Source organism: Pseudomonas sp. MC6, from assembly GCF_054790575.1.
The window spans coordinates 5,958,729-5,983,684 of sequence record NZ_CP186504.1 but is presented as its reverse complement, the minus strand read 5'-3'; the positions used below and the strand labels follow the sequence as shown (position 1 = coordinate 5,983,684).

Below are 24,956 nucleotides of genomic sequence, written 5' to 3'. Positions count from 1 at the left end.
GCAGCACAGAGCCAAAGCTCGCGAGTTTACAGGTCAAGCGCCGGAAATAAATATCCCGCCTCTTTATACCTACCACTTAGCGGAACGTTTCAAGTGCCCTTGACAAGACTTCAACTCATCGGCATGATTCGCGGCCTATTTTGTTTGCTATTTCCTAAAAAGTCTTTCGAGGAGCTCGACGGTGGCCAACTCACCTTCCGCCAAAAAACGTGCAAAACAGGCTGAGAAGCGTCGCAGCCACAACGCCAGCCTGCGTTCCATGGTTCGCACCTACATCAAGAATGTAGTTAAAGCCATCGACGCAAAAGACGCTGAAAAAGCTCAAGCTGCATACGTTCTGGCTGTGCCAGTTATCGACCGTATGGCCGATAAAGGCATCATCCACAAGAACAAGGCTGCTCGTCATAAGAGCCGTCTGAATGGCCACGTCAAAGCGCTGAAAGAAGCCGCTTAATCGACGTAGTCATTAAAAAACCGACCTTAGGGTCGGTTTTTTATTGCCTGTGATTTAGTAAATCCAGCGCAAAAAAAAATATAGGAGTGAGCCTGCTCACCCCTACAGTTGGTTTTGCGGCGTTATTGCTGGACCGGCACCCATGGCAGGATCGGGATGGCGGTCACGGCATTCTGCGGACTGCCTTCGATCAAGCGGTCGCTGTAGACCAGGTACACCAGCGTGTTGCGTTTCTTGTCGAGGAATCGCACCACCTGCATGGTCTTGAATACCAACGAAGTGCGCTCCTTGAACACCTCATCGCCATCCTTCAGATCACCCTTGAACTTGATCGGGCCAACCTGGCGACAGGCGATCGAAGCTTCGGCGCGATCCTCAGCCAGACCGAGACCACCCTTCACACCGCCAGTCTTGGCGCGCGACAGGTAGCAGGTCACCCCTTCAACTTTCGGATCATCGAAAGCCTCGACCACAATGCGGTCGTTCGGGCCGACAAACTTGAACACCGTAGACACCTGACCGATTTCTTCGGCCGAGGCCAGCAATGGCATTGCCATCAGCAAGCCCAACAATCCTTTCGCTAAACGCATGGAGTTTTCCTTAAACCAGAATCAGGTTGTCACGGTGAACCAGTTCTGGCTCCGCCATGTAACCGAGCAAACCGACAATCGCATCCGACGACTGACCGATAATTTTTTGTGCTTCCAGCGCGCTGTAGTTAGCCAGACCTCGGGCAATCTCACGACCATCAGGCGCCACACAGACCACCATTTCGCCGCGTCGGAAACTGCCCTGCACCAACTTCACTCCGACAGGCAGCAGGCTTTTGTTGCCCTTGGACAACGCCGACACCGCACCATCATCCAGCACCAACGTGCCGCGAGTCTGCAAATGCCCGGCCAGCCATTGCTTGCGCGCCGCGAGCATGCCGCGCTCGGGCGACAGCAGCGTGCCGATACGCTCACCCGCCTTCAGGCGATCAAGCACTCGCTCAAGACGCCCACCGACAATAATGGTGTGCGCACCGGAACGCGCCGCCAGTCGCGCCGCGCGCAACTTGGTTTGCATGCCGCCACGCCCCAGCGCACCACCCGTGCCGCCCGCTACCGCATCGAGGCTCGGATCATCAGCGCGCGCCTCGTAAATCATCTGCGCATCAGGGTTATTACGCGGATCGGCGTCGAACATGCCGTCGCGATCAGTGAGGATCACCAGCAGATCCGCCTCGACCAGGTTCGCCACCAGCGCCGCCAGCGTATCGTTGTCGCCGAAACGGATTTCGTCGGTGACCACGGTGTCGTTTTCGTTGATCACCGGGATGACTTTCAGCTCGACCAATGCGCGCAAAGTGCTGCGGGCGTTGAGGTAGCGTTTGCGGTCGGACAAGTCGTCGTGAGTCAGGAGAATCTGCGCAGTGTGCCGGCCATGCTCGGCGAAGCTCGATTCCCACGCCTGCACCAAGCCCATCTGACCAATTGCCGCAGCCGCCTGGAGCTCATGCATCGCACTGGGTCGTGCGGTCCAGCCCAAACGACTCATGCCGGCCGCCACCGCCCCGGAGGACACCAACACCAACTCGACGCCAGCCTCATGCAAGGCCACCATTTGCTCGACCCAGACACTCATTGCCGCGCGATCCAGCCCTTTGCCATCCGCTGTCAGCAAAGCGCTGCCGATCTTCACGACCCAACGCTGCGCACCTGTCACCTTGCTCCGCATCATCTTCAACCTTAGCTTGAGGGCAGCGCGACCCAGCGCCACCCATGACGTTATTTGTGACTTGCGATTTCCAGATACTAAAACGCCGCTCGATTGAGCGGCGCCTTAGAAAAACGGCTTGCAGCGATGATAACACCGCCCCGAGATGAAGACTCAGCAGACACCAGCGATCTTCTGAAGGTCAAAAGATCGCAGCCTGCGGCAGCTCCTACCCAACGAATCAGTCACGCACGTAAATGATTTCCGGACCGTCTTCGTCATCTACATCTTCTTCGTCCCAATCATCGTCGCCGATGTCATGGACCGACTTCACGCCGCTCCGACGCAGGGCACGCTTGTCGTCCAGCGCCTGCAGCTGCGCGCGCGCTTCGTCTTCAATGCGCTGATCAAGATCGGCCAGTTCTTCCTTGTACGCCGGGTCGGCAGCCAGGCGATCGGCACGATCTTCCATGTAACGCATGATGTCGTGGCACAGACGCTCGGTACCGATCTTGGCGATGGCCGAGATCACGTAAACCGGACCGGTCCATTCCAGGCGATCAACGATTTCCTTGACGCGCTCATCGTGATCTTCTTCGAGGATCTGGTCGCACTTGTTCAGCACCAACCAACGATCACGCTCAGCCAGGGACGGACTGAACTTGATCAGCTCATTGACGATCACTTCAGCCGCATCCGGCGCACTACTGTCATCCAGCGGCGCCATGTCGACGAGGTGCAGCAACAGACGCGTACGCGCCAAGTGCTTAAGGAAGCGAATGCCCAGGCCAGCACCGTCGGAAGCGCCTTCGATCAGACCCGGAATGTCAGCAATGACGAAGCTCTTCCAGCGATCGACGCTGACCACACCGAGGTTCGGCACCAGCGTGGTGAACGGGTAATCGGCAACTTTCGGCTTGGCGGCCGATACCGAACGGATAAAGGTACTTTTACCGGCGTTCGGCAAGCCCAGCAGGCCGACGTCAGCCAGTACTTTCATTTCCAGTTTCAGGTCGCGCTGCTCACCCGGCTTGCCCGGTGTGGTCTGACGCGGCGCACGGTTGGTACTGGATTTGAAACGGGTGTTGCCCAGACCGTGCCAGCCGCCCTGCACTACCATCAGCTTCTGGCCAGCCTTGGTCAGGTCGCCGATAACTTCCTGGGTAGCGGAGTCGATCACCGTGGTGCCGACCGGCACGCGCAGAATCAGGTCTTCACCCTTTTTACCGGTGCAGTCGGTGCTGCCGCCGTTGGAGCCACGCTCGGCATCGAAGTGCCGGGTGTAACGGTAGTCGACCAGGGTGTTGAGGTTTTCATCGGCCATCATGTAGATGGAACCGCCGTCACCGCCATCACCACCGTTCGGGCCACCGTTTTCGATGAATTTTTCCCGACGGAAACTCATGGCGCCATTGCCGCCGTCACCAGCCTTTACGCGAATCGATACTTCATCAACAAACTTCATAACCAACGCCTCTCGCCATACGGACGAGCCGAAAAACAATCAAGACATAAGACTCTTGCAAAAATGAGCGCAGCGACCCCAAAACACGACCTGCATCGCACGCCGACAGCCCATACAAACAGTTTTGCAAGAGACTCACCCCACAAACGAAAAAGCCCCGTCGCGAGACAGGGCTTTTCCAGCGATCGCGCAATTAAGCTGCGACAACGCTCACGTAACGGCGGTTGAACGCGCCTTTTACTTCAAACTTGATCACGCCTTCGATTTTCGCGAAGAGGGTGTGATCCTTACCCATGCCAACGCCGTAGCCAGCGTGGAATTGGGTGCCGCGCTGACGCACGATGATGTTGCCCGGAATGATTTTCTGGCCGCCATACATCTTAACGCCAAGGCGTTTGGCTTCTGAGTCGCGACCGTTACGGGTACTACCACCAGCTTTTTTGTGTGCCATGAGTCAATTCTCCTAGTGAGGAATTAGGCTGAAATTAAGCCTGAATACCGGTGATTTTGATCTCGGTGTACCACTGGCGGTGGCCCATACGCTTCATGTGGTGCTTACGGCGACGGAACTTGATGATGCGGACTTTATCGTGACGACCTTGGGAGATCACTTCAGCCACAACGGTAGCGCCAGCAACAACTGGAGCGCCGATATTCACGTCGTCGCCATTGGCAACCAACAGAACGCGATCAAAGGTAACGGATTCGCCGGTAGCGATTTCCAGTTTTTCGATCTTCAGGTATTCACCTGGGGCGACTTTGTACTGCTTGCCGCCAGTAACGATTACTGCATAAGACATGGTATTTCTCCGATAATCCTGCTCACCCAGCTCTTTATAGGAAGAGGTATTGGCTGGCATGGCTGCATAAGGCTGGAAGGCCCGTTGCAATTGCGTAAGGCAGGTGCTGCCCAGGAAGTTCAGGGTGCGCGATTGTACGCAAGCCGCCGCAGGCTTGCAAGTAGCCGTCCATCGCGCCTTGACAGGTCCGGATGGGGGTCCTAGCATGCCGCGCAACCCTTCTGGAGCGACTCTCGCTGATGCAACCCCAAGCTTTCTACCGCGCGGTGGCGGACGATTTTAGCGCCGTCGACGGCATCATCAAGAAGCAGCTGACTTCCCGAGTACCGCTGGTATCGAAAATCGGCGATTACATCACCTCGGCCGGCGGCAAACGTCTGCGCCCTTTATTAGTGTTGCTGTGTGGCAAGGCCCTGGGTCGCGAAGGCGATGACATGCGTCTGCTGGCCGCCACCATCGAATTCCTGCACACCGCGACCCTGCTGCATGACGACGTGGTCGACATGTCCGGCATGCGCCGTGGCCGTTCGACCGCCAATGCCATGTGGGGCAACGCTCCGAGCGTGCTGGTCGGCGACTTCCTGTACTCGCGCTCGTTCGAAATGATGGTCGAACTGGGCTCGATGCCGGTGATGAAGATCCTGTCCCAGGCCACGCGCATCATCGCTGAAGGCGAAGTGCTGCAGCTGTCCAAAGTTCGCGATGCCAGCACCACCGAAGAAACCTACATGGAAGTCATCCGCGGCAAGACCGCGATGCTCTTCGAGGCTTCGACCCACAGTGCCGCCGCACTGGCCGGCGCTACCGCCGAACAGAGCGAAGCCCTGCGGACCTTTGGTGATCACCTGGGTGTGGCCTTCCAACTGGTCGACGATTTGCTCGACTACAAGGGCGACGCTGAGACCTTGGGCAAGAACGTCGGCGACGATCTGGCCGAAGGCAAGCCGACTCTGCCGCTGATCTACACCATGCGCGAAGGTACGGCTGAACAGGCTGCACTGGTGCGTCAGGCGATCCAGAAAGGCGGAATCGAAGACCTGGAAAGCATCCGCATTGCCGTGGAAGCTTCCGGTTCGCTGGAATACACCGCGCAACTGGCCCGTGATTACGTGGCCCGTGCGATCAAGTGCCTTGAGGCGCTGCCGGCAAGTGAATATCGGGATGCCCTGGTTGAACTGAGCGAGTTTGCGGTCGCCCGTACGCACTGATATCGCTGAAGCAAGATCAAAAGATCGCAGCCTTCGGCAGCTCCTACAGGGGTTGTCGACGCTGCGATCTTTTGCTTTTGACTGCCTGAAAAGCTAAAACCCTATACAATGTGCGACTTTTAGCGATCCACACCCCAAGGAGCCTTAGTGAGCACGTTGCCACCCTGCCCGAAATGCAATTCCGAATACACCTACGAAGACGGTACCCAACTGGTGTGCCCGGAGTGCGCCCACGAGTGGTCCGCCAGCGGCGAAGCCGAAGTGGCGTCCGATGATGCCGTGAAGAAAGATTCGGTCGGCAACGTCCTGCAGGACGGCGACACCATCACCGTGATCAAGGACCTCAAGGTCAAGGGCACTTCGCTGGTGGTCAAGGTCGGCACCAAGGTCAAGAACATCCGCCTGTGCGATGGCGACCACGACATCGACTGCAAGATCGACGGCATCGGCCCGATGAAACTCAAATCCGAGTTCGTCAGAAAAGTCTGATTCTGTTGTGATCCATCCCGCGCCAGCCGTGGGATGGAGCTTTGCCCTCCCCGCTCTACCCAGCAAAACCAAACAATAGCCAAACGCCAGCCGTTTTGACCTTACGCAATCTTTATCCGGAATATTTCACAATCCGCCAATAGACGCTTGCTATTTGACGAATAAGAATTATTCTCATTGAAACCTTTCAAGGAGATGAGAACCATGACTTATTTGATCGACGCTTGGCTGGATCGCCCACACCCTTACCTCAGAATCCTGCATCGGGAAACCGGTGAAGTCTGTGCGGTGCTTGAAGAAGAAGCCTTGCATGAACTGCAGGATCAAGGGGATCTGGACGTCAGCAGTCTGAATTCCAGCGAGCCATTGGTGCTCAAGGAGCTGGTGCGCAATCTGTTTCTGTTCTGCTATGCCCGGGCGTTGCGCCCGACCAGTGAGCTGCATCACAAGATAGAACTATGAGCAGCAATACAAAACCTGTGGGAGCGAACTTGCTCGCGAAGGCTTCAACTCGAATCTCAAGTTAGATCCAGTCGCCTGCATTCGCGAGCAGGCTCGCTCCCACAAAGGTCTTACAGAACGTCCAGCAGCTCGACGTCGAATACCAGAACGCTGTGCGGCGGGATGCTGCCAACGCCTTGAGCGCCGTAAGCCAGTTCGCTCGGCACGTACAGGCGCCATTTGCTGCCGGCATTCATCAGTTGCAGAGCTTCGGTCCAGCCAGCGATTACGCCGCCAACCGGGAATTCAGCAGGCTGGCCACGCTCGTAGGAGCTGTCGAACACAGTGCCGTCGATCAGGGTGCCGTGGTAGTGAGTACGAACCTGGTCTTCACGGGTCGGCTTGGCGCCTTCGCCCTGAGTCAGCACTTCGAATTGCAGGCCGGAAGCCAGGGTGGTGATGCCGTCACGCTTGGCGTTTTCAGCCAGGAAGGCCAGGCCTTCACCGGCAGCGGCTTCAGCTTTGGCAGCCGCTTCGGCTTGCATGATCTCGCGGATCACCTTGAAACTGGCGGACATTTCTTCCTGGCCAACACGGCTTTCCTTACCGGCGAACGCGTCGGTCAGGCCAGCCAGGATCGCGTCCAGGCTAACGCCCGGTGGCGGGTTGTCGCGCAGCTGGTCACCCAACTGACGGCCGATACCGTAGCTGACGCGGGTTTCGTCGGTGGACAGATTTACTTCGGACATGACACTGCTCCGCTGTGCGGACGGCCACAAGACTTGCCGTGCGTGCACAGCGCGTCCCGGCGCGCCCGGAACCAAAAGGGCGAGCAGACTAGCACAGATGCTCCGGCGATGGGGCGGAGCGCCTACAGGGCTGAACGCCAGGCGAGCGGCACCTTCAGACTTTCCTCGCCACTGGCGCCCAGACCACACATTTCATCGTGTACCGAGGTGTGTACGAGGTTGAATGGCAATTCTGGAAAGTTATGCAGCAAATCCCGAGCGTGTTCCACCGAGCGCAATGTCAGCATCCCACCCTTGAGATCACTCAACGGATACGCCGCGCCATGCATCCGTGCTTCGAGCAGGTAAATCCCCCCTTCCATGGAGATCAGGTTCAACTCATCAACCTTCCTGGCGATGGCAAACGCATTCAGCTCTTGCAGGTTCATGAACGCACCTCACACAGTAGCGAATCAGGACCTCTACAGGGATATGCCCGCGCGCACCAAAGCACAAGCCACAAACGACACCGCCCGTCTGTTTCGCAACAGACGGGCGGTGTTTTTGCAGCGATCAACGGTTGATCAGTGCTTGGTGACCTTGTCCAGGTAACCCATGGCGAACGCCGAAACGACGAAGGTCATGTGGATGATCACGTACCACATCAAGTGCTCGGGATCGACGTTCTTGGCGTCCATGAAGATGCGCAGCAAGTGGATCGAGGAGATCGCCACGATCGAAGCGGCGACTTTCATCTTCAGCGACGAAGAGTCCATGGTGCCGAGCCAGCTGAGTTTTTCCTTGCCTTCATCGATGTTCAGTTCAGAGACGAAGTTCTCGTAGCCGGAAATCATCACCATGACCAGCAGGCCGCCGACCAGCGCCATATCGATCAGCGACAGCAGCACCAGAATCAGTTCCGACTCGGCCATTGAGAAGACGTTGGGCAGGATGTGAAAAACTTCCTGGAAAAATTTCAGTGCCAGCGCCAGCAGCCCAAGGGACAGCCCGATATAGATCGGCGCCAGCAGCCAGCGCGAGGCGTACATTGCATTTTCGATAAAGCGTTCCATTGAATCTCACACATGGGGGGCTGGAAATGGCGGCGAGTATAACAGCCCGCTATGACAGCCAGAAACCGCCGAAAAATCCGCCACCTGCGTGTGTGGTTGATTTTTTTTCTGCTAGTGTCCAAACCATTGACAGCCCAGTGACTGTAGACAGGACGTGTGGAAATGGATGTGCGATTGCCGATAACGACCGCCGGAATATGCCTTGCTGTGTTGCTCAGCGGTTGCTCGCCCGGCGACGAGAAACACGCCGCCAGCCTTGAAGAAAAGACCGCAAAGTTCGAACAGTCACTGGACGCCATCACCGATCCAAAGCTCAAGGACGCCATCACCGAACTCGGTGGCTCACTGCTGCTGCTCGAACGGGCGCAGATCAAACTCAATGACAATCCACCGCGCACCGAATATGGCGAAGACGCGCTAGCCGTGCTCAAGCACTACCCTGCCCCGCAGACGCTGGTCGATACCTTCATCAATGGCCTGTTCGTGCTGCACAAGGACGCCAGCTCCGATTACCTCACCGATCTGCAACCGGTGTTCCCGTTCAACCTGAACATTCCCGGCGGCTTCCTGTTCCCCCATGGCGTGGAGTGGCAGTCGGTGACGTTGAGCAACAAGCGCGTGATCGCTTATCAGCCGGAATGGTCGGAAACCGATCCGGGCATTCAACTCAGCCCCTCCAGCTCCAACGTCACCAACCCCGATGACCTGACCGTAACCTACCCGTTCATTGACGGGCTGGACGTGGACAAGAAGACCCTGCCGCAACCGGTCAGCCTGCAAGGCCAGATCGAAGTCATCGCGCCGCGCCGCCTGTACAGCTTCGACCTGACGCAAAAGGACGTCGGCCAGACCCGCACCAACGACAACCTCAGCGTCAAACTGCTGAAGCTTGAACAGAACTATGCCGAAGTCGAATTCAGCAACAACCTGCCACTGGCCGCGGAAGTCGTCGATGCCCAACTCAATCCGCTGATCGTCCAGGCCCGCGATAAAACCGGGCAGTATCTGGTGCGCGCCGGCTCGATCAACGAAAGTCCGGAGCAAGTGTCCTTCTACCAGAAACAACTGGCGTACCTGCAACAGCAGAAAGGCTGGAGCGATACGCTGGAAAAACAGCTCACCCAAGAACAGCAGGATTTCGAGCAAAAACACCCGCGTCGCTACAACAAGGTCTATTTCAATGGCCCGATCGAAACCCTGGAAGTCAGCGTGCTGGATTTTTCCTCGGCAACCGTGACCCGCAAACCGCTGGACCTGCCGATTCGCACGTTCAATCAGCACACCACGGAGAAAGCCATCCAGCCGCTGGATCCGTCGGTGACGGTTTACGACGATCTGGCGGTTAACTGGCTCAAGGGTGCGAGCCTCACCGAAGAACAGCTGAAGGCCGGCATTCGCATTCATCAATCCGTGGAAGAACCGAGCGCTGCCCGCATCGAGTTCTCCCATCGCCGCACGTTCAACGATGAACTGCTGGGCGATGACTTCAGTCCGGGCGTCAGTCCTGTGACGTTCTTCACCGAAAAGCGCAGTGGCAAGCTCGATGAGCCGATCGAACTGCCGCCCGAGGCGTATCAAGTCGATCCACTGCGCGCGACGATCACCTACGACTTGAATCTGTTCCCGGAAACCCCGGCGATTGCGGTCGGCTCGATGCCGTTGTTTCTCGCCGCGGTGACCAAACAGACCTACGACGCCAAGTCATTGCCCAAGGGGCTGGAGATCAAGAACAACCAACTGGTGGTGGATCTGAAACTGTTCCCGCCCAACGAGTGGCGTTTCTTCGTCAAAGACGACAGTGGCAACTACCTCAAGCAGATTCTCTCGGTCAGCCACGATGCAAGCGCAGAAGGCCCGGCGTTGTTTGGTGTGCATTACTTTTATGGCCGCCCCACACACGTGGAGACCTATCAGCGAACCGACCTCGCCACCGTGCAATACGGTTTTGAGGTCAAGCTCGACAAGGCGCCGATGCCTGAGACTGCGCCTTGAAGGGCAAGATCAAAAGATCTCAGCCTGCGGCAGCGCCTAAAGAGCGCGGCCGCGACCACCGTTGATCTGCCGCAATTGAGCTTGCAGGTGCAGGCTCCAGATCTGCGGATCATCGGCTAATTCGTAGCCATGCAGGGTCAGACTTTCGACGATGGTGTCGAGTATCGATTCGGCGGCGACCGGCCCATGAAACGGGCCCTGCGCTTTGATGGCGGAAGGTTGTTCACCGGCCATGCCGGCGGCGAAGAGTAGCGTCCACATGCCGTTATCGCCGGCCAACGGCTTGATGGCGCATTCGATACGGGTCACAAGACCCAGGCACTGACGGGTGAGGCAGAGGTTGCGCGACATGGCGGCGACCCTCGGTGAAGCCGGTATTCAGCCCCCACGGGAGGACTGGCTCGATCCAGTGATACTGTCGATATCCTTGAGCTGAGAATAGAAGAAAAGTCCGCTGCGCAAGCCGAATGAGACCAGAAGGCGCCGAATGGTCATTGTGTGAATATTGGCGTCAGAGTTGTGGCGAATTTTCGATGGATTCACACCAAACAAATGTGGGAGCGAGCCTGCTCGCGAATGCGGAGTGTCAGGCAACTTATTCGTCGTCTGATACACCGCTTTCGCGAGCAGGCTCGCTCCCACAGTTTTTATCGCATGAAGGCTCAGGCCGGTTTTGCTTCGGCTAATGCCTCTTGGGCCAACTCTTTCTCGGCTTCCTTGAGGTCTTCTTCGCTAATCATCTCGGCGATGTCGCGCAAGCGCTCGACCACCCGTGCATTGATGCTGCCTTCCGGGAATTCGCCATCGGCATTCGGTTCACCCGCCGGTTCGCCCACCAACAGACTCAACGCTTCATCCGCCTGACGCACCGCGTAAACGTGGAACTGCCCGGCGCGCACCGCCGCCAGCACTTTCTCATCGAGCATCAGCGTGGCGACGTTGGCCTGCGGAATGATTGCGCCCTGCTCGCCGGTCAGCCCGCGCGCCTCACAGAGACGGAAGAAGCCTTCGATTTTCTCGTTGACCCCGCCCACCGCTTGCACTTCACCGAACTGGTTGATCGAGCCGGTGATCGCAAAACACTGCTTGAGCGGGGTTTTCGACAGCGCCGAAATCAGCGTGCACGCCTCACCCAGGGACGCACTGTCGCCATCGACGTAACCGTACGACTGCTCCAGCGCGATGCTCGCGGAAATCGCCAGCGGGAATTCCTGCGCATAACGGCTGCCCAGATACCCGGTGAGGATCATCACGCCTTTGGAGTGGATCGGCTGACCGAGGTTGACCTCACGCTCGATGTCGACAATGCCGCTGCCGCCCGGATAGACCGTGGCGGAAATCCGCGCCGGCACACCAAACGCCGAGTCGCCGACTTCAAGCACGGTAAGACCATTGCACTTGCCGACTGCGGCGCCATCGGTGTCGATCAGGATGATCCCGGCGAGCATGTCGTCGAGAATCCGCGCCGACACACGTCCGGTGCGTGTAGCTTTGGCTTTCAACGCACGTTCGATGTGCCCGGCGTCGGTCATTTCATCGCCGGCCAGGTGACGAATGAAATCCGCCTCGCTGACCAGTTGAAACAGGTCGCCAATGCGCGCCGACAAACGCCCCTGATGCTCGGCCAGACGTGCGCTGTAAGTCGCCAGACGCGCTACTGCGTCGGCGGTCAGCGGCGCCATGCCTTCTTCCGATGTGCGGGTTTTCAGCAGTTGGGCAAATTGCTCCAGGCTTTCGTCGACCATCGGGATGTCTTCATCGAAGTCGACCAGAACGCGGAACATCTCCTGGAAGTCCGGATCGAGGTCTTGCAACGTGTAATAAAGCGACCGCGCGCCGATGATGATGACTTTGACCTGCAACGGGATGTGCTGCGGATTAAGCGTCACGGTGGCGAAACGGCCCATCTCGCCCAGCGGCGATTCCATTTTCAGCTTGCGCGATTGCAGGGCGCGTTTCAGCGCATCCCACACGAACGGCTCACTGAGCATTTTTTCCGCTTCAAGGATCAGGAAACCACCGTTGGCGCGGTGCAAGGCACCGGGACGCAACTGGCGATAGGTAGTGTAAAGCGCACCCTGATCGGTGGTGTATTCGATACGGCCGAAGAGGTTTTCGTAAGTCGGGTGCGGTTCGAACACCACCGGCGCACCGCCACTCACCGGATGGCCGACCACCAGGCTTGGCGCGTATTGCTCTTCCAGCAGTTTGCGTGCGACGGCGTCAGTCTTGCTGTCGTCGACCAGTTGCTCGACCACGGTTTTCAGCAGATACACCTGCATCGCTTGCAGGTAGCCGCACACCGCAGCGTTCTCGGCATACTTCTCCGACAACGGCGACAGCAACGGCTGCAGCGCCAAGGTGATGGTTTCTTCGTTGAGCGAACGCAGCTGATTGTTCGACTCGCGTTTCCACTGCGGCAGGCTGGCGAGTTCTTCGTTCAGACGCTCTTCGAGACCGGAGATGTCATCGTGGAAACGCTCACGATCGGCTTCCGGCAACTGAGCGAATTCGGCTTCGTCCAGCGCCTTGCCATCGAGCATCGGCGTGAAGGCGATGTTGCTGCTGTCGCGGTACAGGGCGACGTCTTTTTCCAGGGCCAGACGCTCGATGATGTCGAGAGCCTTGTCGTAGCGCTGGTTGAAAGCGCGGTCGATGGCGCTTTTCTTCTGCTGGTAGGACGGGTGCTCGAACACTGCCGGAAACGTCGCCAGCAGGTTGTCGATCAAACCGTTGATGTCACCGATGAATGCACCGGCAGTGCCCGACGGCAGTTCCAGTGCGCGCGGTTCGCGCGGCTCATCGAAGTTATTGACGTAGACCCAGTCCGCCGGGGTCTGCAGGCGTTTGCCTTCGGCCTTCAGGTAGCGTTTGACGAACGAGAAACGGCCGGTGCCGGGCTCGCCCATGACGAAAACGTTGTAACCGGGGCGTGGCATGGCCACACCGAACTGCAAGGCTTCGACCGCGCGTTCCTGGCCGAGCACACCGCGAAAGGGCTCCAGATCATTGGTGGTAGTGAAGCTGAACTGTTCAGCGGAAAACGGACGGGTCAGCGCTTCGGGCGCGAGACGCAAGCTGGCAGCAACAGGATCAGGCATCGGGCTTCCTTAACAATCAGGCGGGGCAGATAGCGGCATTCTGGCGCTGCCCGTGCCCCACTGGCAAGGCGCGCCACACTACAAAGCATAGACAACCGCCCGCCCCTGCCCCGGCACTCGTGAAATCGGGGTTATCGCCAAATCTTTTGTAAAAACTCACGGAACCCCAGGAACGTGCCTAAACTCCAAACTGCGCGGCTGGAACTAATACTGGCCCACTGGCACCGTCAGGTGTCAGAACCCTGTCCATTGGTATGCACACAAAGAGAAAAAAGCTATGAAACGGATTCTTCTCGGTACTCTCTTCACCGCTGTATCCATCAACGCAATGGCGCAAGCTCCAGGCGGCCCGGATTGCGGTTGGGGCAACATGCTGTTCGAAGGTCAGCGTGGCACCCCTGCTCACTTCCTCGCTTCCACCACCAACGGCACTTCCGGTAACGCCACCTTCGGGATGACGTCCGGCACCAACGGTTGCTCGACCAACGCATCGCTGACCTACGGCGGCAAATCCTGGTTTGCCATGAATGGCATGATGAACGAGCTGTCCGAAGACATGGCCAAAGGCAACGGCGAAGCGCTGACGACTTATGCCGTGGTACTGGGCGTGGCGCCGGAAGATCGCGCGCACTTCGCTGCTGTGACTCACGAGCACTTCCAGCAGATCTTCAGCAAGGCTGACGTGACCGCTGAAGACGTGCATACCAACACCCTGGCCGTACTGAAATCGGATCCTCGTCTGGCCAAGTACGCAACTCAGGCTTAAGCTCGACCCCACCCGCTTCCTTCGGGAAGCGGGTTTTGTTTTTTCGGCCCGCCCTCCTTGGGTCTTTATTTCTTTCCTGTTCAAGTTGCCGACTATGCTCAAACGCCTTGCCTGGCTGGCGCTCTGTGTCTGCGCCCCGCTGTCCGCCGCGCCAAACATCGACCCTCAACGTTTGCAGCAACTGGCCAACGACCGCTTCTGGATTTCCCTCGGTCACTACGAAACCGCCAAGCTTGGCGGCTGGCGCAGCTATGTCAGTGACAAGAAGTTCTTTCTCGCGCCCGATGGCAATGAACATCCCGATCATGAACTCGCCGCGACCGTGCAAGCGCTATACGCCCCGGCCAGTCTCGGCGAGCAACATGCGCAATGCGTTTATCCGGCGCGCACGCGCTGGCTGAAAGCACAGCTCAACCTCAGCGATCTGCCGACACCTGCATGCGCCGAGTACAAGAAGTGGTTCAAGGATGTTTCGCCGCACAGCGCGGTGATGATCTTCCCGGCGGCTTATTTGAACAGTCCGTCATCGATGTTCGGCCACACCCTGCTGCGCATCGACCAGGCTGACGTGCAGGCCGACAAGACCTCGCTGCTGAGTTACGCGATCAACTTCGGCGCCTACATCGAAGGTTCGGACAACAGCATTCTGTACGCCTGGAAAGGTTTGATGGGCGGTTATCCGGGATTGTTCGCGCTGGTGCCGTATCAGGAAAAGCTCTCCGAGTACCGCAGCCTGGAAAACCGCGACCTGTGGGAATACCGACTGAATCTGACCCAAGAAGAAACCGCGCGCATGGTCGAGCATGTGTGGGAGTTGAAGCAGATTCAGTTCGACTATTTCTTCTTCGATGAAAACTGCTCGTATCGTCTGCTTGAGTTGCTGCAGGTGGCACGGCCGAGTCTGCGCCTGACCGAACAATTCCCGTTGACCGCGATTCCCACCGACACCGTCAAAGCGGTGAAAGAAGCCGGGCTGGTGGAAAGTATCGAATACCGCCCGTCCCGCGAGCGCGAATTGCTCAGCCGTGCCGAGCCTTTGAACAGTGACGAACAGCAATGGGTGCTGAACGTCAGCGCCGATCAACAGCAGTTGCAGGATCCGGCGTTCAAAGCCCTGCCCCGCGACCGTCAAGCGTTGATCATCGACGCGGCATATCGTCTGGAGCGCTACCGCGCCAACGGTCAGGAACGCGATCCACAACGGGCACAGCGCAGCTTTGAACTGCTGCGAGCGATCAACAAGAACCCGGCGCCGGAGTTGGACATTCCGCAGCCAGGCTTGCCGGAAGACGGCCACGAATCACGCACATGGCAGGCCGGCCTCGGTACCCGTGGTGATCGTGCATTCGGTGAGTACGGTTTGCGCATGGCCTATCACGACCTCAACGACAATGCCGAGAGCTTCCCGCTCGGCGCGCAGATTGAAATCCTGCAGATGAAATTGCGTCAGTACGAAGGCAATCACTGGCAGTTTCAGCAACTGGATCTGGCGACGATTCGTTCGCTGACGCCGCGCAATGAGTTGTTGCAGCCATTGTCGTGGCAAGTTACCGGTGGTCTCGAGCGTGTACCGGGCAAGCATGATGACGAAACGCTGGTCAGCCATGTGAATGGTGGTGGCGGCGGCACCTGGGCGCTTGGGGATGATGTACTGGGCTTTGCCCTCGGCACCGTGCGGGTTGAACACAACAACGATTTCGCCGAGTTCGTGTCCCCGGCCGGCGGTTTCAATACCGGCGTGTTGTGGAAAAATCCGCTGGGCAATCTCAGCCTGGAGGCCAAGGGGGACTACTTCTTCAACGGCGAAGTGCGCCGCAGTCTGAGTCTGAATCAGCAGTGGGAATTGTCGCGCAATCTGGGTTTGCGCCTGAGTGCGCAGCGTGAGTTCAGCCATCTCGCCACGCCTGAAACCGAAGTGATGCTCGAAGTGAAGTGGTATCACTATTGATCCTGAACACATCCCCCTTGTAGGAGTGAGCCTGCTCGCGATAGCAATTCATAAGTCACTGTTGCGGTGACTGATACACCGCTATCGCGAGCAGGCTCACTCCTATAGGGGATTTGTGGCGCTCAACGAATTACTCACACGCCTTTCACCAACGCCCGACGAATCCCCTTCTAGACTTTCCCCATAAGCCGGACAACCGGCGCGGGAGAGTGCGATGTGGCGGTGTGCGGGTTTGTTGGGTGTTGTGCTGTTGCTGGGCGGTTGCCAGACCACCCATGAAGATTTGATCGCCAAGGGTTATCCACCGGCCTTTGCCGACGGTTTTGATGATGGTTGTGTCAGCGGTCGCCAGGCGGCCGGTTCGATCAGCGGCGAGTTTCGCAAGAATGTGCCGCGCTATCTCAAGGACAAGCAATACGCCGAAGGCTGGACCGACGGCTTCCGTCAGTGTCAGGCCATGCTGGAAAACAAGGGCCGCGAAGAGTATCGCAACGAACACTGGGACGAACGCGAGCGCGCCTGGCAGCAGCAGCAGAAGGATCAAGACGCCGGGCGGCCTATCGCTCGCAATAGGTCGCTTACAGACATCCAGTGAAACCAATTGCCTGCGAACATGGCCCAAACCTCATACGAGGAGGACACCATGAGCCGCGCATTCGTCAACGAAGACAACGCCGCCGCGCAAGCCGATCAGCCGGTCGAGCGGCAGGTCAGCACGCAAACCAATTACGTCACGCCGCAAGGGCTGGCGCAGTTGCAGGCGAAGGTCGCCGAACTGCAAAGTCTGCATGCTGAACAAACAGCCAAAGGCGAGCAGGCCGACAAGCAGCGGCTTGCCGATCTGCAAAGGGATTTGCGCTATTTCAATCAGCGCCTGAGCAGCGCCCAAGTGGCAATCGCTGCAACTTCTAAAGACAAAGTGCAGATCGGCAGTTGGGTCACCTACGCCGACGAACACGACACCGAACGCCGGGTGCAACTGGTCGGCGAGGATCAGGCCGATGCCAGCAAGGGCCTGATCAATTGGGGTTCACCGCTGGGCCGGGCGCTGCTTGGCGCCCGACTCAACGACGAGGTGCTGTGGCAGCGCCCCGCCGGTGATCAAGTCATCGAAGTGATCCGCATCGAACCGGCTTAAACCACGCCTTGCGCCAACATCGCGTCGGCGACTTTGACGAAGCCGGCGATGTTCGCGCCTTTGACGTAGTTGATCCGCCCGTTCTCTTCGCCGTAATGCACGCAAGCGTGGTGGATCGACTGCATGATCGCGTGCAACTTGCTGTCGACCTCACCTGCCGTCCACAGCAGACGCATGGCGTTCTGCGACATCTCCAGACCGCTCACCGCCACGCCGCCGGCGTTGGACGCCTTGCCCGGGGCAAACAGAATCCCGGCCTCGATAAAGATATCCACAGCCTCGAGCGTGGTCGGCATGTTCGCACCTTCGGCCACGCACACGCAGCCATTGCGCAGCAGCGTTCGGGCAGATTCGGCATCGAGTTCGTTCTGCGTAGCGCACGGCAGCGCGATGTCGCACGGCAACGACCAAGGCAACTGAGCGGCGCGGAATTCCAGACCGAATGCCGCCGCCAATTCGCTGATACGTCCGCGTTCGACGTTTTTCAGTTCCAGCAGCGCCAGCCACTGCTCTTCGCTGAGCCCGGCTTCGCAATACAGCGTGCCTTCGGAGTCGGACAGGGAAATCACCTTGCCACCCAGATCCATGACTTTGCGCGCGGCGTATTGCGCCACGTTGCCGGAACCGGAGATTGCCACGCGTTTGCCTTCGACGGTCTGCTCTCGACGCTTGAGCATTTCTTCAGCGAAATACACGCAGCCGAAACCGGTGGCTTCCGGACGAATCAGGCTGCCGCCGTAGGTCATGCCTTTACCGGTCAGCACACTGATGAACTGGTTGCTCAGGCGTTTGTACTGACCGAACAGGAAGCCGATCTCGCGCGCACCGACACCGATATCACCGGCCGGTACGTCAACGTCGGCGCCGATGTGGCGATACAACTCGCTCATGAACGCCTGGCAGAAACGCATGACTTCAGCGTCGCTCTTGCCCTTCGGATCGAAGTCCGCGCCGCCCTTGCCGCCGCCCATAGGCAGAGAAGTCAGGGAGTTCTTGAAGGTCTGCTCGAAGGCGAGGAATTTCAGCACGCCCAGGTTCACCGAAGGATGGAAGCGCAAGCCGCCCTTGTACGGGCCGATCGCGCTGTTCATCTGGATGCGGAAACCGCGATTGACCTGGACCTTGCCCTGATCGTCGACCCATGACACGCGGAACACCACGACACGCTCCGGCTCGCAGATGCGCTCCAGAATCCCCGAGGTGAGGTAATGCGGATTGGCTTCTAGAAACGGCCACAGACTGCGCAGGACTTCTTCGACGGCCTGGTGGAATTCGGGTTGATCCGGGTCGCGTTTTTTCAAGCGGGCGAGGAAGGATTCGACGGATTCGATCATGACAAAAGTCTCGGCAAATTTATTGTCGTTGGAGGAGATTGGTCCGGACTGTAACAAACGAATTGCGCACTGGAACAGAGCAAAATGTCGCAGTTATGAAATTAAATGGTGCACAGGATATAAATTCGAAAGAATTTCCAGGTGATTTCGCACCTGAATGGGGAGCCGGGATTCAAGCAATGCACCAGCAGTTATACCCCTTTCGCGAGCAGGCTCGCTCCCACAGGGGAATGCTTTTCAAATGTGGGAGCGAGCCTGCTCGCGAAGGGGTCACCTCGGTACTCCCAAAAAACCAGGCAAAAAAAACGGAGCCCGAAGGCTCCGCTCTTTTATGCAACCAACCCGAATCAGGCCAGTTTCTTGTGACGTACCCGGTGTGGCTGGGCAGCTGCTTCGCCGAGGCGTTTCTTGCGATCCGCTTCGTACTCGGTGTAGTTACCTTCGAAGAAGATCGCTTGCGAGTCGTCTTCGTACGCGAGGATGTGTGTCGCCACGCGGTCAAGGAACCACCGATCGTGAGAGATCACAATGGCGGCGCCCGGGAAGTCCAGCAGGGCTTCTTCCAGGGAACGCAGGGTTTCAACGTCGAGGTCGTTGGACGGTTCGTCGAGCAGCAGGACGTTGCCGCCCTCCTTCAGAGTCAGCGCCAGGTGCAGACGACCGCGCTCACCACCGGACAGGTCCTTGACGAACTTCTGCTGATCGCCGCCTTTGAAGTTGAAGCGACCGACGTAGGTGCGCGACGGGATCTCGTAGTTACCGATGCGGATCTGGTCGGAACCGTCGGAGATCTGCTGGAACACAGTCTTGCTGCCGTCGAGGTCGTCGCGGCTCTGGTCGACGCAGGCCAGTTGCACGGTTTCGCCGACTTCGATGCTGCCCGAATCCGGTTGTTCCTTGCCCATCAGCATGCGGAACAGGGTCGACTTACCGGCACCGTTACCGCCGATCACGCCGACGATGGCGCCTTTCGGCATCGAGAACGACAGATTGTCGATCAGCACGCGATCGCCGTAGCCCTTGGTGACGTTCTTGAATTCGATGACCTTGTCGCCCAGGCGCGGACCGGCCGGGATGTAGATCTCGTTGGTTTCGCTGCGCTTCTGGAATTCCTGCGATTGCATTTCTTCGAAGCGTTGCAGACGCGCCTTGGATTTCGACTGGCGGGCTTTCGCGCCTTTGCGCACCCACTCCAGTTCTTCCTTCATGGCTTTTTCGTGCGCCGACTGCTGCTTGGATTCGGCGGCCAGACGATCGGATTTGGCTTCGAGCCAACCTGAGTAGTTGCCTTCGTACGGGATGCCCGCGCCGCGGTCGAGTTCCAGAATCCAGCCAGCGACGTTGTCGAGGAAGTAGCGGTCGTGCGTGATCGCTACCACAGTGCCCGGGAAGTCGTGCAGGAAGTGCTCCAGCCACGCCACGGAGTCGGCGTCCAAGTGGTTGGTTGGTTCGTCGAGCAGCAGCATGTCCGGCGCGGACAGCAGCAGGCGGCACAGGGCCACACGACGTTTTTCACCACCAGAGAGGAATTCGACCTTGGCGTCCCAGGCCGGCAGACGCAGTGCGTCGGCGGCGACTTCCAGTTGACGATCGAGGTTGTGACCGTCGCTGGCTTGCAGGATCGCTTCGAGCTTGGCTTGCTCGGCAGCCAGTTTGTCGAAGTCGGCGTCTTCTTCAGCGTAAGCCGCGTAGACCTCGTCCAGGCGCGCCTGGGCGTTCTTGATCACGCTGACCGCTTCCTCGACCACTTCACGCACGGTCTTGGTCGGATCAAGTTGCGGCTCTTGCGGCAGATAACCGATGTTCAGCTCCGGCATCGGACGGGCTTCGCCCTCGAACTCGGTGTCGACGCCGGCCATGATTTTCAGCAGCGTGGACTTACCCGAACCGTTGAGGCCGAGTACGCCGATCTTGGCGCCGGGGAAGAAGGACAGCGAAATGTTTTTGAGAATTTCCCGCTTCGGCGGAACAACTTTGCCCAGCCGATGCATGGTGAAGACGTATTGAGCCATGGAGAACCTTGGGTCAGTGACAGATGAATGATTGCAGCGCAGGCGATGCCCGGCCAGACCATGCGCGTCGTTCACTTGATGGTTATCAATGCGTGCGCGCTGAAAAAGTCTGAGTCTAGGAGCTGGAACGCTCCCGCGTAACCGGCAAAGCTACCTGAATGACGGAAGGCAGTCCAGCCGAGCGGGGCTGGCACTTCGCCACGACTCAAGGCATGCTAGCCGCCCTTTGGGCGTCCGGCTTATAGTGCACGTCGCGCCAGTCCAGCCAAACCGCAGGATCACAGCTTGTCCAATGTCACTCCGCCAGCCTCTGTGAGCAGCACCCCACCGGCGCCCGGCTCGTCCCTGCGCGGTACATTAAAGGGTGCGCTGGCGACGCTCGTGCTTTTGTTGCTCGCCTTGCTGTTCTGGCAACTGCTCGATCAATTGCGCGAAACCCAGAAAAACCAGCGTCAGTACACCATCGACTACACCGCCGACCTCGCCTCGCAGGTCAGCCTGAACATGGCGCTGAACGCGCAAATCGCCCTCAATCTGCTACCGATCGTCGAACAACCGCAATCAGCCGACGAACAGCAGGCGCTGCTGCGCAAGCTTCAGCAGTCGCTGCCCGATCTGCGCAGTCTGGCGTTGCTTAGCCCCTCCGGGCGGATCATCAACGACAGCGCTGTCGACAGTCACGATGCCGACTACCTGACCGAACTGGTGCGCCGCAGCCGCGCCCAGGCGCACTATTTCAGTAACGCCGACGACGGCTCGGTGGTGCATCTGCTGCTGCATCAAGCCAGCGGCAGCACTCGAGGTTATTGGGCGTTACGCCTGACCCCGACCTTCTTCGACTCGCTGACCAAACAGGGCGAAACCGGCATCCGCCCATTGTGGCTGGTAGAAAACCGCGTCAACCATCAGATCATCAGCCGCGACGAAGCGCAGCCTTCGGCCAGGCCCGGCGTCTTGAGTCCGGACGACATGGCCAACACCGTGCTGACCGTACCGCTGAGCAGCAGCGACTGGCAGTTGCGTGGCCTGTTCGACCGCCAGCGCGTGCTCGAAGAATTGCTCCCGGCGTTTATCGGCAAATGCCTGTTGGGTCTGGCGTTCTCGATGCTGCCGGTGATTGCGCTGTTGAACATGCGCCGCCGCCAGCGCCAGTTGCACGAAGGTCGTCGACGCTATCAGGACATTTTCGAAGGCACCGGCGTGGCCCTCTGTGTGCTTGATCTGTCGGGTCTGAAACAAGTCTTCGACAAGGCGCAGATCCAGACCAGCGACCAGCTCAAGGCATGGCTCGACCAACCGCAGCAACGCCAGCAACTGCTGCAGGAACTGCGCGTCACCGAGGTCAACCAGGTCGCGTTGCAATTGCTCAACGTCAATTCCTGCGAGCACGCCTGGCAACTGTTGATCGACGGCCATCCGCACCGCCAGTGCGCCATCGGCAATCAAGTGCTCGACGCCGTCCTGCAGCAACAAAAGCAGCTGGAACTGGAAATCAAACTGCCGGACATCAATGGCCGCGACCAGCACCTGTGGATGGTGTTGCGCCTGCCGACCGAGCAGCACGACTACAAAGCGGTGATTCTCAGCATCAACGACATCACCAGCCGCAAGCTGATCGAACTGTCGCTGCTCGAACGCGAGGGATTCTGGTCGGATGTGGTGCGCACCGTGCCGGATCATCTGTATGTGCAGGACGTGATCAGCCAGCGGATGATTTTCAGCAACCACCACCTCGGCCAGACGCTCGGCTACAACCGCACCGAACTGCATCAGATGGGCGAGTATTTCTGGGAAATCCTGCTGCACCCGGAAGATGCCGACTATTACCATCGCTCGCGCCAACTGCAGCGACACGCTGGTTACAGCCAGTTGCTGCAATGTCAGTTGCGCTTCCGCCATCGCGACGGCAAGTGGCGGCGTTTCGATATTCGCGAACAGGCGCTGGCGCGCGACAAACACGACCAGGTCACGCGCATTATCGGCGTGGCCAAGGACATCACCGAACAGATCGAAGCCAGCGAATCCCTGCGTGACAGCGAACAGCGTTATCGCATGCTCGCCGAAAGCATCAGCGACGTGATTTTCTCCACCGACAGCAAGCTCTCGCTCAACTACGTCAGCCCGTCGGTGCAGGCTGTGCTGGGTTATGACGCCGAGTGGATTTTCCAGAACGGCTGGCAATCGACTATCGCCAACCCGCAGCAACTGAGCGGTATCTACACGCTGATGGATCGGGTCAGCAAAGCACTGGACAAGCCCGAGCAACTGGCGGTGTTGCGCAGTCAGGTGCAGACGCAAATGTTCCTGTTCGATTGCCTGCGCGCCGACGGCCGCAAGATCCCGATCGAGCTGCGCCTGGTGCTGGTATGGGACGAGCATGGTGCGTTTGAAGGCGTGCTCGGTGTCGGTCGCGACATCAGTCAGCAGCGCCGCGCCGAGAAAGACCTGCGCATGGCCGCCACAGTATTTGAACACTCGACCTCGGCGATCCTGATCACCGACCCGGCCGGTTACATCGTTCAGGCCAACGAGGCTTTCAGCCGCGTCAGCGGTTACGCGGTGAGCGAAGTGCTCGACCAGTTGCCGAACATGCTTACCGTCGATGAGCAACAGGACGCGCACCTGCGGTATGTGCTCAAGCAATTGCACCAGCACAACACCTGGGAAGGTGAAGTCTGGATGAAGCGGCGTAATGGCGAGCACTACCCGGCGTGGGTCGGCATCACCGCGGTGCTCGACGACGAGGGTGATCTGGCCAGTTACGTGTGCTTCTTCAGCGACATCAGCGAGCGCAAGGCCAGCGAACAGCGGATTCACCGCCTCGCCTACTACGACGCCCTGACGCATTTGCCGAACCGCACGCTGTTCCAGGATCGCCTGCACACTGCGCTGCAATCGGCCGAGCGGCAGAAGTCGTGGGTGGTGCTGATGTTCCTCGACCTCGACCGCTTCAAACCGATCAACGACTCCCTCGGCCACGCCGCCGGCGACCGCATGTTGAAAGACATGGCCACGCGCCTGCTGGCCTGCGTCGATGATGACGACACCGTGGCGCGCATGGGCGGCGATGAATTCACCTTGCTGCTGCAGCATCGCTCCAGCCGCGAACTGGCGCTGAACCGGGCGATTCATGTCGCCGAGCAGATCCTTGGCAGCCTGGTCCGACCATTCGTGCTGGAAGGCCGCGAGTTCTTCGTCACCGCCAGTATCGGCATCGCCCTGAGCCCGCAGGACGGCAACGAACTCAGCCAGTTGATGAAGAACGCCGACACGGCGATGTACCACGCCAAGGAGCGCGGCAAGAACAATTTCCAGTTCTATCAGGCCGACATGAACGCCAGTGCGCTGGAGCGTCTGGAGCTGGAAAGCGACTTGCGCCACGCCCTGGAGCAGAACGAATTCGTCCTGTATTACCAACCGCAGTTCAGCGGCGATGGCAAACGCCTGACCGGCGCCGAAGCGCTGTTGCGCTGGCGTCATCCGCGTCGCGGACTGGTGCCGCCGGGGGATTTCATTCCGGTGCTGGAAGAACTCGGTCTGGTGGTGGACGTTGGCGACTGGGTAATTAGCGAGGCTTGCCGCCAACTGAAGACCTGGCACCAGAACCGCGTGCGTGTACCGAAGGTCTCGGTGAACATTTCCGCGCGGCAGTTCTCCGATGGCCAGCTCGGCACGCGGATCGCCACGATCCTGCGCGAAACCGGCCTGCCGCCGGCGTGCCTGGAACTGGAACTGACCGAAAGTATCCTGATGCGCGAAGTCAGCGAAGCGATGCAGATTCTCGCCGGGCTGAAAAACCTTGGCCTGAGCATCGCGGTCGACGACTTCGGCACCGGTTACTCGTCGCTGAACTACCTAAAGCAATTCCCGATCGACGTGCTGAAAATCGACCGCACCTTTGTCGATGGCTTGCCGTCGGGTGAGCAGGACGCGCAGATTGCCCGGGCGATCATCGCCATGGCCCACAGCCTGAATCTGGCGGTGATCGCCGAGGGTGTGGAAACCCATGAGCAGTTGGACTTCCTGCGCGAACATGGCTGCGATGAGGTTCAGGGGTATCTGTTCGGGCGGCCGATGCCGGCGGGGCGGTTTGAGGCGCAGTTCAGTAATGACGCGCTCTTTATGTTCGACTGAAGATCGGCGGCGCGCCTTTCGCGAGCAGGCTCGCTCCCACAGGGATTGATTTCGATCACAAAATCGCAGGCCTGCCTCGATTACTGTGGGAGCGAGCCTGCTCGCGAAGAGGCCTTCAAAAGCACCGCACATCTGTCATGAACGCCACTTGTCTGCGACATGATGTCGTTTCATA

At 58.7% G+C, this 24,956-nt stretch carries 22 protein-coding genes; 10 read left to right on the top strand and 12 right to left on the bottom strand.

The window, feature by feature from the left end; all coding sequences use genetic code 11:
* Window positions 1–181 precede the first annotated feature (181 nt).
* Window positions 182–454: a 30S ribosomal protein S20 gene (gene rpsT, locus ACOYXE_RS26895; protein WP_003228351.1), complete on the top strand. Its 273-nt coding sequence runs from the start codon at window positions 182–184 to the stop codon at window positions 452–454.
* A 122-nt stretch (window positions 455–576) separates the two neighbouring features.
* Here rpsT and ACOYXE_RS26890 read toward each other — a convergent pair whose 3' ends face one another.
* From ACOYXE_RS26890 to rplU, 5 genes are all read right to left on the bottom strand, one after another.
* Window positions 577–1,044 (bottom strand): CreA family protein, encoded by a 468-nt coding sequence (locus tag ACOYXE_RS26890; protein WP_007909822.1) that lies wholly within the window; start codon window positions 1,042–1,044, stop codon window positions 577–579.
* 10 nt (window positions 1,045–1,054) lie between these two features.
* The gene (gene proB / locus ACOYXE_RS26885) at window positions 1,055–2,173 is read right to left on the bottom strand and encodes a glutamate 5-kinase (protein ID WP_160060141.1); all 1,119 of its coding nucleotides are present in this window, start codon (window positions 2,171–2,173) and stop codon (window positions 1,055–1,057) included.
* A gap of 220 nt (window positions 2,174–2,393) precedes the next feature.
* Window positions 2,394–3,617, bottom strand: coding sequence for an Obg family GTPase CgtA (gene cgtA / locus ACOYXE_RS26880; protein ID WP_123375908.1), 1,224 nt, complete (start codon window positions 3,615–3,617; stop codon window positions 2,394–2,396).
* 193 nt (window positions 3,618–3,810) lie between these two features.
* A complete protein-coding gene (gene rpmA, locus ACOYXE_RS26875; protein WP_003176049.1) occupies window positions 3,811–4,068 on the bottom strand; it encodes a 50S ribosomal protein L27 in 258 nt (85 codons plus the stop codon).
* A 34-nt stretch (window positions 4,069–4,102) separates the two neighbouring features.
* Window positions 4,103–4,417 (bottom strand): 50S ribosomal protein L21, encoded by a 315-nt coding sequence (gene rplU / locus ACOYXE_RS26870; RefSeq protein WP_003176051.1) that lies wholly within the window; start codon window positions 4,415–4,417, stop codon window positions 4,103–4,105.
* A gap of 239 nt (window positions 4,418–4,656) precedes the next feature.
* Here rplU and ACOYXE_RS26865 point away from each other — a divergent pair, with 239 nt between their 5' ends.
* The 3 genes from ACOYXE_RS26865 (at window position 4,657) to ACOYXE_RS26855 (ending at window position 6,576) form a co-directional block, all read left to right on the top strand.
* On the top strand, window positions 4,657–5,625 hold the full coding sequence (locus tag ACOYXE_RS26865; RefSeq protein WP_034153846.1) for a polyprenyl synthetase family protein: 969 nt from the start codon (window positions 4,657–4,659) through the stop codon (window positions 5,623–5,625).
* A 147-nt stretch (window positions 5,626–5,772) separates the two neighbouring features.
* Entirely contained in the window at window positions 5,773–6,114 is a 342-nt protein-coding gene (locus ACOYXE_RS26860; RefSeq protein WP_016986200.1) for a zinc ribbon domain-containing protein YjdM, read from the top strand.
* A gap of 204 nt (window positions 6,115–6,318) precedes the next feature.
* Entirely contained in the window at window positions 6,319–6,576 is a 258-nt protein-coding gene (locus tag ACOYXE_RS26855; RefSeq protein ID WP_034153845.1) for a PA4570 family protein, read from the top strand.
* Between the two features lie 110 nt (window positions 6,577–6,686).
* On the opposite strand, the gene ACOYXE_RS26850 is transcribed toward ACOYXE_RS26855, so the two are convergent.
* The 3 genes from ACOYXE_RS26850 to ACOYXE_RS26840 form a co-directional block, all read right to left on the bottom strand.
* Window positions 6,687–7,304 (bottom strand): FKBP-type peptidyl-prolyl cis-trans isomerase, encoded by a 618-nt coding sequence (locus ACOYXE_RS26850; RefSeq protein WP_008078561.1) that lies wholly within the window; start codon window positions 7,302–7,304, stop codon window positions 6,687–6,689.
* Window positions 7,305–7,426: 122 nt separating this feature from the next.
* A complete protein-coding gene (locus ACOYXE_RS26845; protein ID WP_160059482.1) occupies window positions 7,427–7,732 on the bottom strand; it encodes a DUF6482 family protein in 306 nt (101 codons plus the stop codon).
* A 135-nt stretch (window positions 7,733–7,867) separates the two neighbouring features.
* A complete protein-coding gene (locus tag ACOYXE_RS26840; protein WP_007909801.1) occupies window positions 7,868–8,356 on the bottom strand; it encodes a TIGR00645 family protein in 489 nt (162 codons plus the stop codon).
* A gap of 162 nt (window positions 8,357–8,518) precedes the next feature.
* On the opposite strand from ACOYXE_RS26840, the gene ACOYXE_RS26835 reads away from it, so the two are divergent.
* The gene (locus ACOYXE_RS26835) at window positions 8,519–10,348 is read left to right on the top strand and encodes a hypothetical protein (RefSeq protein ID WP_160059483.1); all 1,830 of its coding nucleotides are present in this window, start codon (window positions 8,519–8,521) and stop codon (window positions 10,346–10,348) included.
* 36 nt (window positions 10,349–10,384) lie between these two features.
* Here the strand turns inward: ACOYXE_RS26835 and ACOYXE_RS26830 are convergent, their stop codons facing one another.
* The gene (locus tag ACOYXE_RS26830) at window positions 10,385–10,699 is read right to left on the bottom strand and encodes a PA4575 family protein (protein WP_007909799.1); all 315 of its coding nucleotides are present in this window, start codon (window positions 10,697–10,699) and stop codon (window positions 10,385–10,387) included.
* 311 nt (window positions 10,700–11,010) lie between these two features.
* The gene (locus tag ACOYXE_RS26825; RefSeq protein WP_095125459.1) at window positions 11,011–13,449 is read right to left on the bottom strand and encodes a Lon protease family protein; all 2,439 of its coding nucleotides are present in this window, start codon (window positions 13,447–13,449) and stop codon (window positions 11,011–11,013) included.
* Between the two features lie 277 nt (window positions 13,450–13,726).
* Between ACOYXE_RS26825 and ACOYXE_RS26820 the strand changes: the two genes are divergently transcribed.
* From ACOYXE_RS26820 to ACOYXE_RS26805, 4 genes are all read left to right on the top strand, one after another.
* Window positions 13,727–14,215, top strand: coding sequence for a DUF3015 domain-containing protein (locus ACOYXE_RS26820; protein WP_007909797.1), 489 nt, complete (start codon window positions 13,727–13,729; stop codon window positions 14,213–14,215).
* Window positions 14,216–14,309: 94 nt separating this feature from the next.
* Complete coding sequence (locus ACOYXE_RS26815; RefSeq protein WP_150694648.1) at window positions 14,310–16,163, top strand: Lnb N-terminal periplasmic domain-containing protein; 1,854 nt, start codon at window positions 14,310–14,312, stop codon at window positions 16,161–16,163.
* A 214-nt stretch (window positions 16,164–16,377) separates the two neighbouring features.
* Window positions 16,378–16,758, top strand: coding sequence for a hypothetical protein (locus ACOYXE_RS26810; RefSeq protein WP_460926907.1), 381 nt, complete (start codon window positions 16,378–16,380; stop codon window positions 16,756–16,758).
* 48 nt (window positions 16,759–16,806) lie between these two features.
* Window positions 16,807–17,301 (top strand): GreA/GreB family elongation factor, encoded by a 495-nt coding sequence (locus tag ACOYXE_RS26805; RefSeq protein WP_405122843.1) that lies wholly within the window; start codon window positions 16,807–16,809, stop codon window positions 17,299–17,301.
* On the opposite strand, the gene gdhA is transcribed toward ACOYXE_RS26805, so the two are convergent.
* Both gdhA and ettA read right to left on the bottom strand, forming a co-directional pair.
* Entirely contained in the window at window positions 17,298–18,635 is a 1,338-nt protein-coding gene (gene gdhA, locus ACOYXE_RS26800; protein WP_460926905.1) for an NADP-specific glutamate dehydrogenase, read from the bottom strand. The two genes, ACOYXE_RS26805 and gdhA, sit on opposite strands and share 4 nt — an antisense overlap.
* Window positions 18,636–18,982: 347 nt before the next feature.
* Complete coding sequence (gene ettA, locus ACOYXE_RS26795; RefSeq protein ID WP_008078577.1) at window positions 18,983–20,647, bottom strand: energy-dependent translational throttle protein EttA; 1,665 nt, start codon at window positions 20,645–20,647, stop codon at window positions 18,983–18,985.
* 285 nt (window positions 20,648–20,932) lie between these two features.
* On the opposite strand from ettA, the gene morA reads away from it, so the two are divergent.
* Window positions 20,933–24,781, top strand: a complete 3,849-nt coding sequence (gene morA, locus ACOYXE_RS26790) for a cyclic di-GMP receptor MorA (RefSeq protein WP_460926903.1) — start codon at window positions 20,933–20,935, stop codon at window positions 24,779–24,781.
* Window positions 24,782–24,956: the final 175 nt, after the last annotated feature.